Below are 12,066 nucleotides of genomic sequence, written 5' to 3' on the forward strand. Positions count from 1 at the left end.
ACAGTTTCTAAAAGTTCATACAAAACATAAACTTCATTTATGCTCAATGATTTGATGCAAATCACTTATATGAATAATGAGGTGGTTTGACTATAGATTACCCATTAATAAAGATTAGATATTACCTTGAATAGAAAGCGCAGTTTATCCAAAAGAACGATCCAAAAAATAATGCTTTTAATCGGGAAATTTATTGAGCTAAATCAGCTTACATCGTTGAAACGGCAAGCTTTATTCCAAAAGCACAGAACAGTAAGCCTACACAAGCAACACAACCTGCAGCAATTTTGTAGCGTGTATTGAAAAAAGTGGCGAGCTTAACGCCTGAGAAGATTAAGATCGTCAAATAACCCATACTGATGATTTGCAGAATCACAGAAAGTGCTGCAAAGCTTAAAGCAGGGTAAGGGTAATCAGGGTCAACAAACTGAACAAAGAACGAGAGATAAAATAAAATTGCTTTTGGGTTGAGTAGGCTAATGGTTAACGCTGTTCGAAATGGATGGAATTGTTCGTTAGATGTAGTATTCGATGTATTTTTTTGTAGCGTTTGTGGTTTGCTTTGCCAAGTTTTGATACTTGCGATCAGTAAACGAATACCGAGATAAGACAGATAGCTTGCACCTACAACTTTGAGAATGATAAATAACCAAGGAAAGGCGTGTAGTAAAGAGGCAGCACCTAAAACAGTGCAGAGAATCAGGATTAAATCTCCTGTAAAGACGCCTAAAGCACCGATATAGCCCGTTTTAATTCCAAATCGAGAGGCAATTGACATCACATACAATGAGTTAGGGCCGGGTAAAATGACGATAAAAATAGTCCCTAGTATATATGTCACAATATCGGTAATACCAAACACAACATTCTCACTGTATAAGAAAAGCGAAATAAAAAAGCCAAGTGTTTATGATAACAAACTCGGCTTTAGAGTGTGAGCGATTTTAGTGCAATTTTAACCAAAAGCGCATCTACAATTTAGATTTATATAAATCATTCTAAATACATAGATTAGTCAATAAAATCAGCATCTAGGCCAAAAGATTGACGCAATAATAATGCAAGTTGTTCACGCGCTTTGATAAAACCGTCAATCCCGCTTTGCAATAATTGGAATGCCATTAAATCATCTTCCAATTGTTGTTTAAATTCTGCTTTAGAGATCTCTTGATGTTCTTGAGCAGTCAGTTCAGTGTCTAAGCTGAGTTGAGAAACAACATGACGTTGATCATTGTTCAATTTTTCAAGCAGACCTGGTGCAACGGTTAAAAGATCACAACCAGCTAAACCTAAAACTTGGTCAATGCTACGGAAGCTAGCACCCATCACTTCAGTTTTAATTTGATGCTGTTTGTAGTAATGATAAATTTGTTTAACAGACAATACGCCTGGATCTTTCTCAATTGGATAGCTTTCTACATTTTCAGCTTTTTTGAACCAATCTAAAATACGACCGACAAATGGAGAAATCAAAGTAACATTGGCATCTGCACAGGCTTTGGCTTGGTGTAAACCAAAAAGCAGGGTTAAGTTACAATGAATACCTTCAGATTCAAGTACTTTCGCAGCTTGAATACCTTCCCATGTAGAAGCAATTTTGATCAGAATACGGTCTTGATCGATCCCATATTCTTTATACAATGCAAGTAGCTCTTTGGCCTTGGCAATAGTTTCTTCGGTATTATAGGAAAGGGCTGCATCCACTTCTGTTGAAACACGACCTTCTACAATATTTAAAATTTCTACACCGAGTTTGACGGTGAGAATATCGATGGTGCGTTCGACGAGTGCATCTAATTCATAACCTTCTTTTTTTGCTTGAGCATAGGCATCTTCAATTAGCTCACGACTTTCAGGCTGTTGTGCTGCTGCTGTAATGAGTGAAGGGTTAGTCGTTGCATCCAAAGGGCGAAATTGTTGAATTGCGTTTAAATCACCTGTATCAGCAACGATAGTGGTTAAGCGTTTTAATTGATCTAATGCAGATTGTGTCATTACCGATTATTTCTTAGTTAAAATATTTGTGATTTATTTATAACACAATGCGATTTGAGCAAAACAGGAAAATGTACTGAAAGGCCTATTATTTTGTATGAATTCTTTGATTTCGAATGTGATTAATCAAAAAACGAGCAGCTGAGCCTAAGTTGCTCTCACGACTCCAGACTAAGTCGACAAAATATTCAAATTTTGGTGTGAAATCGAGCAAATCTAAGATTTTTAACTTATGTTTGAGCTCTGGATTTTCATTAAACATTTCTAAGGGAAGTACCCCCCAACCCAGTTCTTTTAAAATTAAAGCACATGCTGAGTGGTGATTGTCAGTACGCCAATAGTTTTTAGAATAGAGTAATTCGGGTTTAATGGTTCGATCACGACTTGCCACGACAATTTGTCTGGATTGTAGGATTTGTTCAAAAGTAACTTGTTTATGTGCTGATAATGGGTGATGAATAGCTGAAACAGGAACCAAGGCTTCTTTTTTAAATTCGACAAATTGCTCACGGCTTTCAAGTATTTCACGTTCAAACATCAATGCCAGTTGTGCCGTCTGATTCATCAGCATTTTCAGCGCATCTTCTTGTGGTGCGGAGAAGATATTAATTTCTAAAGTTGGAAAATGCTCTCCCAACAGTGCAATGTATTCAGCCCAGTCTGTATGCAGTAATTCTGAAACCACCACGATATTTAATGAGGATTCCAGGCCTTCGCTAAGTGCAATCGCTTGTTGTTTCCACTGATTCATTTCTACCAGTAGTTGTTCAGTTTTTTCATATAAGCGTTGAGCTTGAGGTGTAGGGATTGGTTCACGTCCCACACGATTAAAGAGTTTTAGATTTAAGTCTATTTCCAAGTTGGCGATAGACATACTGACAGCGGAGGGAACTTTGCCAAGCTGTCGTGCTGCTGCTGAAAATGAACCTGTTTCCATCACCGTTTTAAAGATGGTGAGTTGTTCTTGGTTGATATTCATGCGCTTGGCACCATTATGTTTAGTTTTTCAGTCATTAAATTTACTCCAATTCACGCAACCTTTCAATAAAATTGAAAGAACCTGACTCGATTGATCAATATTATAAAAATATAATGCAACCATCGAATCAAGAAAGAGTAGTTTTAAATGATGATTTCCAAAAGAAGGGTTATTCATGCATTAAGCTATGAAGTCATCCTGTTGGTGATCATAGCGATTGCATTAAGTTTTATTTTTGAAGTGCCAATGGAAGTTACCGGCGTATTAGGTGTTGCAATGGCCGTGACTTCAGTGGTTTGGAATATGGTGTTTAACCATTTCTTTGAGCAATTTGAACGTAAGAGAAAGCTTAAACGTACCATTGGTGTACGTATTTTACATGCCATTGGTTTTGAGGGGGGGTTGATGTTAGCCACGATTCCAATGGTTGCTTACGCAATGGATATGTCTTTGTGGCAAGCAATTTTATTGGATTTTGGAATGACCACCTGTATTTTGGTGTATACCTTTATTTTCCAATGGTGTTATGACTTGATTGAAGAGCGTGTGGGGGCAAAGCCTGTACATTCTTAATTAAGTCTGCAATGCATTTATTTTAAATTTTAGTGAAAATTTCAAATGTGTTGCGATAGAGATCCCCTTAGTTTTATTGAAAACTAAGGGGATCTTTTTTATAAAAATTTAATTAAATTAATTTTCTGGAAAAATTGTTTGATTATAAAAAAACTGCAATGCCACACCTTACATTCAAAGTTTAAATAGCTTTGCGTAGGCAATGCCTCACTTTTCAGAGATGAAAAGTGACAAAAATCTTCTGTTTGGCGAGGGGTACGTCCTTTACCCCCGCCCAACGGCGACATCCCTGTCGCCCCACGATAGGATCACCATCTATGATTCAAAAGTACAAAAATGAATTGATAACCAATTGTTACTCAAAGTTCATATAAAAACATAAGCTTCATTTATGATCAGTTGCTTGATAGAAGTCACTTGTATAAATAATTAGGTGGTTTGACTATAAGGAATAAAAACTAGGTAAAACATAATCAATAAAATAAAAACCCGTTACACGATCACAGCTCAGTTTAAACAAACTTTTGCAAAAGATAATTGAATTCAATTTGTTTTGTAAAATTGTTCGCCTACAATAGTGACTGTTAACATTTCATAAATGGCTTGCGTTGTCGCAAACATAGAAGAAGTGTCAACAGACCCTAATAAATTCAATATATGTAAGAGATGGATTGAGGCAAATATGGTGCAGACAGTTCAGGAGCAGCTGCCACATAGACACCAGCTTGCTGCTCAAGAATTACTTCAGGTTTCAGCAAATTTAAATAAGATTTATCTTGATCAATTTGACTATTTGTCCGAGATTACTGCGCACAACTTTTTCCAGTTTGATCCACAACAGCATAAATTTAGTCTGGCAAATCAGTTACTCAATATCTACTTTGATGAAGAAAAGGGTTTAATTTTTGATTTAAATTTTGAAAAGTTACCGCGTTGTTTAGAAAAAAAAATCAATATTAATCGTTTTGTTCAATATTTATCTGAAAATATTTATTTTTATACAACAAAATATCATGAGATACATCCGACTGATTTAAAGACCAAAGCCCAAATCATTCGCCAAACACTGATTGAACAGGTTTTTGAGTGGGTGGATGGTGAAAATCGGGTAGAGCAGTATTTATATAATATTAGTGAAGCAGATGCAGAACGTATTGATCAAATTTTGCTGCACTACGAATATTTTGATTATGCCTATGTTTCTGATTTTGCTAAATATGGTAAAGCGATCCCTTTAAGTGTTGAAATTAATATTAAGCATTTAGTGCTGATTAATTCTGTATTGGGTCAAGAGTTTTTGCCGATTCAGTTATTGGTACCTAAATTTCAACAGGCCATTTTTTCTTTAGATCAGTTTATTCCAGCGCATTATTTGCGTATTTTAAAGATTTTCCACCCAGAATCATTACGCTTACACGAACTCAGTCAGTATTTTGCAAGTTATCAATTACTGGCTGTACATGCTCAAGAACAACCGCAAATGCTTGCTTATGCAAAATATATGAAACGAGGCTTTTGGCAATATCAGGATTTATTGAGCAAGCAGCACTTTTTACAAAAAGATGCTGAATATTGGGAACAGGATCAAGTTCCACAATTTCCAATTTGTAGCCTTAAGCGCACTGCAAATTGGCTATTTAAACAAGATGAACAGGTCAATGATTGGATTAGTCGACATATAAAGGATTCCAATGTCAGGATCACGATCACAGCATTAAGTCTGATTGATACTTCAAAGATTTATCCTGAAGTCACTATAAGTGTTTTAAAGTATTTTAAAAATATTGCAGCGCGGCTATTTTTAATTGAATGCCATTCCTTTGCAATTACAAATGAATGGCAAAATCACCAAAAGAACAATCGTTATAGTTTTTTAAAAACAGAGATTGAAAATAAATCGAATAAGAAAATAATTTCTAATTCTTATTTATATATCGAAGAATGGTTGGATTTCGCTGCGTTGATGTTGGCGGATCAACCACAGATGTATAAAAAAATATACCTTAAGATAAATCGTATCATTCAAGCATTTATGCTGTTTGTACAACACATTGCTCAGGGCTTGCCCACGCAACTGATTAAGTTTATTGATCCGCAACGACAACAACATGCTGAATTTTTTATTCAGTTGCAAAAGCACAATATAACAGTCGATGATTTCCGTAAAAAACTGAAACACATGCAGATTGGTCGTGCATCTAACCATAGTATTTACGACAGCTTTGTTTTGGACTATGTGATGCATTTATTTAATGATCATCACGATATAGAGCGGAATGTCACTTGGTCTGGTCTATATCAACAAGCACAGCGTTGGCATCAACATCATTATTTTGTTGATACCTTATCAACACTTAAAGAAAAAATAGATGTAGAGCATTGGGATCGCGTTGCACCAATGCAAAAGATTTATTTTGAAGAGTGGTGCTATGAAGAACTGAATAGCCTAAAACGAATTATTCAAGAGTCGTTGGTGTTTAAACACTGTTTGGCATTGTCCTATTGTGCGCGGATTGTAGATCGTGAATATGTAGCATTTCATGTATCGAAAGTTGATGATGCGACTCAGGAAATGACTTTGGGTTGTTATTATAAATTAGGACGTTTGGTCTTTGATCAATTGCGTTTACCCAATAATCATATCCCTGATGAGTTTTATATATTGAAAGCTCAAGCTTTTATTGATGATGTAAATCAGCATTTAAAATGGAAAAGCAGTATTCAACCCAATGAAGAATTGGGGAATTTATAGTTTGACGCAGATCATTTTTGAGTGAGCGACTTGGCTTTAATTCACTTTTCATGATGCATTTGGCTTAACTTTTTATGCAAAAATCGTTAGGCTATAGCCGTCCCATCCTGTTTAGGTAATTCAAGGCTGTTATGAAACAAGAAACTGCACTCAAACTTATGAAAGCGGGTGAAAATGTCTTTTTGACTGGATCTGCTGGTGCAGGAAAAACCTATACGCTTAATCAGTACATCAATTATTTAAAAGCACGCAAAGTCCCTGTTGCAATTACAGCATCTACGGGGATTGCAGCAACACATATGAATGGCATGACGATTCATACTTGGGCAGGCATTGGGATCAAAGATACGCTGACTGATGATGATTTAAAGCGTATGAAAGAGCGTAAATACTTAAAAGAGCATTTAGAAAATGCCCAAGTCTTGATCATTGATGAAATTTCAATGTTACATGCCAAACAGCTTAATTTGGTTAATCAAGTTTTAAAATATTTTAAAGAATCTGATGATGCTTTCGGTGGTATTCAAGTGATTGCAGCCGGAGACTTTTTTCAGCTGCCGCCTGTAGGAAAAAATAGCGAACTAAATCGAGATAAATTTTGTTTTATGTCAACTGCTTGGGTTGAAGCAAAGTTTCGTGTTTGCTACCTGACAGAGCAGCACCGTCAAGATGATTCGGCATTGAATGACGTACTCAATGCGATTCGTGCCCAGAATATTCAGCCACAGCATATTCAAGCGCTACAAGATACCCGTAATCAAGACATTGGCGATACCTACACGCGTTTATATACCCACAATATGGATGTGGATAGCATCAACTTTCAGCATCTCAATGCGATTGAAGGGGATGATCATCAATTTGTAGCGGTGACAGATGGTAATGAAAAGCTGATCGAAACATTGAAATCTTCTGTACGTGCACCTGATGAGTTGACGCTTAAAAAGCATGCCAAAGTTATGTTCGTTAAAAATAACTTCGATATGGGCTATATCAACGGTAGTTTAGGTGAAGTTATTGGTTTTGAAGAAGACGATGAACTAGGAATGTTGCCTAAAGTCAAAATGACCGATGGTACAACCTTATTGGTTGCGCCAGAAACGTGGTCTGTTGACAATGAAGGTGGTAAAACCATCGCCAGTCTACAACAAGTGCCATTACGGTTAGCTTGGGCGATTACTATTCATAAATCACAAGGGATGACCTTGGAAGCCGCGGAAATCAACTTAAGCCATACCTTTGAAAAAGGTCAGGGTTATGTGGCTTTATCCCGGCTTAAATCGATTCAGGGTTTAAGATTGTTAGGTTTTAATGATCAGGCGTTGGAACTGGATAGTCTTGCAATTAAAGCAGATCGTCGTTTTCAAGAGTTATCCAATGAAGCCGAAGTGCATTATGCAGATTCAGACTTAACCACACAGCACAATGCCTTTATTCGTCATTGTGGCGGGACGTTAAATACCACTGAAATTGAACGTAATGAAAAGAAGCTGGCGCGTAATAGTGGTAAAACCAATTATGCCTCGGCAACACTTGATGAAACACGTGAATTGTTTGAAAGTGGTTATGAGATTCAGGATATTGCGGTTGAACGTGGATTAACTCCTGCGACGATTATCAATCATTTGGCTCGTTTACATCGAGAGCAAGGTTTAGATATCTCGATTGCAAATCCCGGTGAAGAAGTTGTAGAAAAAATTCGTGTGATTTATAAAAAATTAAAGAAACGCCAAGATCCAAGTCATTTTAATGATGATGGTGCGATTAAATTGCGTCCAATCGTTGATTTAACCAGTCCCAAAATGGGCTATGATCAGGTACGTTTGGCATTGTTATTTGTTGAGTGATAGATGTTTTTAGTGATGAATTAATGGCTAAATTTGAGAAAAAGTTATTAAGTCCACGTTTAGCTATTTTGTCTAAATGCAAATATTCTAATAGTTATAATCTCTGCTTTCAGTTGTGCCCATTTTATTATGCGTATGAATTGATAGATTCAAATATTTCTTTTGAAGGGTTGGAGCTACCATATCCATTTTTAAAAGATTTGCTTGGGTTGACGTTGGTTTTTGATGAAAATGAATGTGATGCATTTAATGGGTGTTTTACCATTAAAAGTATCCATAATCCTGTCGATTTATACCAATTGGCATTTATTGAAAGTCGTGACGGTTATCTAAAAGTGATTGCGAAAATCAAGATCGATTTTGAGTTTGAGCAATTTGATGATTTTGAAAATCTAGAATTGGTGATCAATGCTACTGTTGCATCTCAGATCTTATGATTCAATCGTTTTAAGTGAAAAAGAATGCATTAACACAGATGCTTATTGATGATTTTGTTAAGGTCTATCAATAGAATACAATAGATGTCGTGCTTTGAATGAGATAAAGAACCATAAAGCGCCCTAGTCCAGAAATGTTTCATCTCATGGCTATTCATATTCTAAAATTAAAGTGAATTTCAGCATCGTATAGCTGTGTAGTAAATTTGGATGCTATACTCGCACTTTAACTTCCTTCAAAACCAGCGCTTTTTTATGACACTTACGCCACCTTAAGTTTATTTACCTCTTCTAATCTGTAAATAACTCATCACTGTCTAGTGATGTGGTGTAGTCGTTTGTGTGTCGTATATCACATCACTAGCCTATCAAAAAATCAAAAAAATAGGCGCTATTTATGTTATCTAATATCCGAGAACAATGGTTCTCTAACATCCGTGGGGATGTGCTTGCTGGACTTGTTGTGGGGCTTGCACTCATCCCTGAAGCTATCGCTTTTTCAATTATTGCTGGTGTAGATCCAAAAGTGGGTTTATATGCATCATTTTGTATTGCCGTCGTGATTTCGTTTGTTGGGGGACGTCCAGCAATGATTTCAGCAGCAACAGGCGCTATGGCATTGCTTATGGTCACTTTAGTAAAAGAGCATGGCCTTGAATATTTACTTGCTGCAACAATTTTAACGGGTGTGATTCAAATATTTGCAGGCTATTTGAAGTTAGCGAAGTTAATGCGTTTTGTTTCTAAATCTGTAGTGATTGGCTTTGTGAATGCTTTAGCTATCTTAATTTTGATGGCTCAGTTGCCTGAATTTGTGAATGTGACGTGGCATGTTTATGCTTTGGTTACATTAGGTTTGGTAATCATTTATTTATTTCCGCTCATTCCAAAATTAGGAAAAATACTGCCTTCTCCGCTTGTGTGTATTATTGCAATTACGATATTGGCAATGAGTCTTGGATTTGATGTGCGAACAGTTGGGGATATGGGGGCTTTGCCTGATACGCTTCCAATATTTTTACTTCCAGACATCCCTTTGAATGTTGAAACATTGAAGATTATCTTGCCGTATTCATTCGCATTAGCGGCAGTTGGTTTACTTGAATCTATGATGACAGCGACGATCGTGGATGAAATGACTGATACACAAAGTGATAAATATCAGGAATGCAAAGGGCAAGGAATCGCGAATATTGCATCTGGTTTTATGGGAGGAATGGCGGGTTGCGCAATGATCGGTCAATCTATGATTAATGTGAAATCAGGCGGTTCTACTCGCTTATCAACATTCTCAGCGGGTATTTTTCTTCTTATTCTTGTTGTATTTATTAGTGACTGGCTCAAAGTGATTCCAATGGCTGCATTGGTTGCTGTAATGATTATGGTCTCTATTAGTACCTTTGAATGGCGTTCTCTAACTAGCTTTAAAGCAAATCCTAAAAGTAGTAATGTTGTGATGATCGTGACCGTCATAGTGGTCGTGGCTACTCATAACCTCGCATTAGGTGTACTCAGTGGCGTTTTGCTTTCAGCGCTATTTCTTGCCATTAAATTAGAAGATGATATTCAGGTGAAGTCTACTTTTGAAGGTTCAGCACGTTTATATGATTTAAGCGGTCAGATTTTCTTTAGTTCTTCTGAAAAATTTATGCAAAGTTTTGACTTCAATGAGAAAATTTCAGATGTCATTATTGATTTGACTCACTCCCATATTTGGGATGTCACATCTGTTGCGATGTTGGACTCTGTTGTAAGCAAATTTCGTAAGAATGGAATCAACGTCACAGTACGTGGTTTAAATGAAGCGAGTTCAATTATGATCGATAAGTATGGCACACATGCCAGAATTTAAATTAAGTAGACTCTATATTTATGTAGAGTCTCTAAAATCGGTATAATCTTAATTATGCAAGTGCTTCGTAATATGAATTAGCTAAGATTCATTTATGGGATATATGCCACAAATGCTAAAACTAAAATAAGCAAGAGAGAATGGTTTTAGCTTGTGGAATATTGATACAGCTGAAAAATATAATCAATGTAGTGTAAAAAAATAAAATGTTTGAAATAATTAAGATGCTAACTTAAGCCCAATGTCTAGCTTTTAAAAAAGATTCAAACTTAAAGTAATATTTACAGATTAAAATCAACGAAATATAGATTAGTATTTGATTTATCTCGAATTCCTTATCATTTAGAAAATTTAGTATTTGGAAGTAAATTTGTAGAGCTAAAAGTAAGCTAAAAAAAATAACACCTCTACGACTTGCTTTTTCTTTTACCGTTCTCATAAATCTAAGCGCTAAAATGTTAATTTAGCGTTAATTTTACAGTTTTTTATATGTTAATGCTATAATTCTTATCAATATCCAGTACTTTCAAACGGTTAATACCATGCCACAAATGTTTATTGATTATTCTGACAATATTCAGAATTTAGATAAAAAGAAATTGATGTTGGGCTTAAATCATGCACTGTTTGATACAGGTTTAGTGGGGCAAGCACATGATATTAAATCCCGTATTCAATCAGTTTCGGATTATTTGATTGGCTTTGGGGATGAAAGTGGCGAGCAGAGTAATCAAGCATTTATTTTCGTACGTTTACAAGGTCTAAGTGGTCGTACTGAACCACAAAAAGACTTAATGACTGAAAATTTATCGCAATTTTTACAGTCATTTGAAGATTATTCTGCACAGGGTTTAGAAATTCAGCTCTGTGTAGAGTTTGCTGAAATGCCACGAGAAATTTATAAAAAAGTTTTCGTGCAAAAATAATCAGCTTGGGGCTTAAAAGATAGGCCCCAATCTTTTACTTATTCATTTCTGAGTTCGCATATTGCTTTAACCAGTTTTGGATATCGCGCTTGTAACTCAACACCATTGAGTAAATCTCTTTCAATCTCGCCCGCCGCAAAATCATAGTGATGTTCTGGATGTTGTAAATATACCGCATCACGAATCTCAGACTCTTCTTCATTTTCATGATGGACGCTATATGCTTCATCAGCAACATAGAGTAGACCCTCAGCCCAAGTGTCGCCTATATCAAAACTATATTTCCCGCTAAAAAAGTTTTGAATATCTTCTTGTATGTCATCAAAGAATTCCTTGCCTTTGAGGATTAACCAACATCTAAAATAAATAAAACCATCATCTGATAAATAGGCATCGAAATTGAAAATACCATCTTTTTCAGTAAAATCAGATTCTAGAATTGTCGAGAGTTCTGCGATTTCAGCCCTATAGAGTTGTGAGAGTTTGAGCTGAAGTGTTTTTTCAAAAAAAATCAGTTGTTGTTTATCTAACTGAGATAAATATTGCACAAGATCTTGTAAATGCTGGTCAATATCATAATCAGACCAGTGAGCATTTTTGTTGTGGTTCGACTGGTCTATTGCGTCCCAAAATAATTTTTCTTCTTCTCGTAATGACATCAGTGATTCCATAATAGGTTTAAGCTTAATTTTAATGCTAAAAAGC

At 35.9% G+C, this 12,066-nt stretch carries 10 protein-coding genes; 6 read left to right on the top strand and 4 right to left on the bottom strand.

The window, feature by feature from the left end; translation table 11 throughout:
- Positions 1-208: 208 nt before the first annotated feature.
- The 3 genes from leuE to FHR28_RS08170 form a co-directional block, all read right to left on the bottom strand.
- On the bottom strand, positions 209-862 hold the full coding sequence (leuE, locus tag FHR28_RS08160; RefSeq protein ID WP_166782334.1) for a leucine efflux protein LeuE: 654 nt from the start codon (positions 860-862) through the stop codon (positions 209-211).
- 149 nt (positions 863-1,011) lie between these two features.
- A complete protein-coding gene (tal, locus tag FHR28_RS08165; RefSeq protein ID WP_166782335.1) occupies positions 1,012-1,995 on the bottom strand; it encodes a transaldolase in 984 nt (327 codons plus the stop codon).
- 88 nt (positions 1,996-2,083) lie between these two features.
- Positions 2,084-2,974: a LysR family transcriptional regulator gene (locus FHR28_RS08170; protein WP_034618362.1), complete on the bottom strand. Its 891-nt coding sequence runs from the start codon at positions 2,972-2,974 to the stop codon at positions 2,084-2,086.
- Positions 2,975-3,121: 147 nt separating this feature from the next.
- Here FHR28_RS08170 and aceI point away from each other — a divergent pair, with 147 nt between their 5' ends.
- The 6 genes from aceI to FHR28_RS08200 all read left to right on the top strand — a co-directional run bounded on the left by aceI (position 3,122) and on the right by FHR28_RS08200 (position 11,361).
- Positions 3,122-3,547 (top strand): chlorhexidine efflux PACE transporter AceI, encoded by a 426-nt coding sequence (gene aceI, locus FHR28_RS08175; RefSeq protein ID WP_166782336.1) that lies wholly within the window; start codon positions 3,122-3,124, stop codon positions 3,545-3,547.
- A 682-nt stretch (positions 3,548-4,229) separates the two neighbouring features.
- Positions 4,230-6,299: a hypothetical protein gene (locus FHR28_RS08180; RefSeq protein WP_166782337.1), complete on the top strand. Its 2,070-nt coding sequence runs from the start codon at positions 4,230-4,232 to the stop codon at positions 6,297-6,299.
- A gap of 131 nt (positions 6,300-6,430) precedes the next feature.
- Positions 6,431-8,146 carry an AAA family ATPase gene (locus tag FHR28_RS08185; protein ID WP_004822190.1) on the top strand — a complete coding sequence of 572 codons (1,716 nt, stop codon included), beginning with the start codon at positions 6,431-6,433 and terminating at the stop codon, positions 8,144-8,146.
- A gap of 23 nt (positions 8,147-8,169) precedes the next feature.
- On the top strand, positions 8,170-8,583 hold the full coding sequence (locus FHR28_RS08190; protein ID WP_166782338.1) for a hypothetical protein: 414 nt from the start codon (positions 8,170-8,172) through the stop codon (positions 8,581-8,583).
- Between the two features lie 397 nt (positions 8,584-8,980).
- Entirely contained in the window at positions 8,981-10,435 is a 1,455-nt protein-coding gene (locus tag FHR28_RS08195) for a SulP family inorganic anion transporter (RefSeq protein WP_166782339.1), read from the top strand.
- A gap of 542 nt (positions 10,436-10,977) precedes the next feature.
- Positions 10,978-11,361 (top strand): 5-carboxymethyl-2-hydroxymuconate Delta-isomerase, encoded by a 384-nt coding sequence (locus FHR28_RS08200; protein WP_004719658.1) that lies wholly within the window; start codon positions 10,978-10,980, stop codon positions 11,359-11,361.
- A gap of 38 nt (positions 11,362-11,399) precedes the next feature.
- Here the strand turns inward: FHR28_RS08200 and FHR28_RS08205 are convergent, their stop codons facing one another.
- Positions 11,400-12,020, bottom strand: a complete 621-nt coding sequence (locus FHR28_RS08205; protein ID WP_166782340.1) for a DUF4240 domain-containing protein — start codon at positions 12,018-12,020, stop codon at positions 11,400-11,402.
- Positions 12,021-12,066: the final 46 nt, after the last annotated feature.

It is taken from the genome of Acinetobacter sp. BIGb0196 (assembly GCF_011759595.1).
In the GTDB taxonomy this organism is placed as follows: Bacteria; Pseudomonadota; Gammaproteobacteria; order Pseudomonadales; family Moraxellaceae; genus Acinetobacter; species Acinetobacter guillouiae.

Excerpts from the sequence above, each read along its gene's own strand:
- tal (WP_166782335.1), bottom strand. The coding sequence starts at position 1,995 with ATGACACAATCTGCATTAGATCAATTAAAACGCTTAACCACTATCGTT.
- FHR28_RS08170 (WP_034618362.1), bottom strand. The coding sequence starts at position 2,974 with ATGAATATCAACCAAGAACAACTCACCATCTTTAAAACGGTGATGGAA.
- aceI (WP_166782336.1), top strand. The coding sequence starts at position 3,122 with ATGATGATTTCCAAAAGAAGGGTTATTCATGCATTAAGCTATGAAGTC.
- FHR28_RS08180 (WP_166782337.1), top strand. The coding sequence starts at position 4,230 with ATGGTGCAGACAGTTCAGGAGCAGCTGCCACATAGACACCAGCTTGCT.
- FHR28_RS08185 (WP_004822190.1), top strand. The coding sequence starts at position 6,431 with ATGAAACAAGAAACTGCACTCAAACTTATGAAAGCGGGTGAAAATGTC.
- FHR28_RS08190 (WP_166782338.1), top strand. The coding sequence starts at position 8,170 with ATGGCTAAATTTGAGAAAAAGTTATTAAGTCCACGTTTAGCTATTTTG.
- FHR28_RS08195 (WP_166782339.1), top strand. The coding sequence starts at position 8,981 with ATGTTATCTAATATCCGAGAACAATGGTTCTCTAACATCCGTGGGGAT.
- FHR28_RS08200 (WP_004719658.1), top strand. The coding sequence starts at position 10,978 with ATGCCACAAATGTTTATTGATTATTCTGACAATATTCAGAATTTAGAT.
- FHR28_RS08205 (WP_166782340.1), bottom strand. The coding sequence starts at position 12,020 with ATGTCATTACGAGAAGAAGAAAAATTATTTTGGGACGCAATAGACCAG.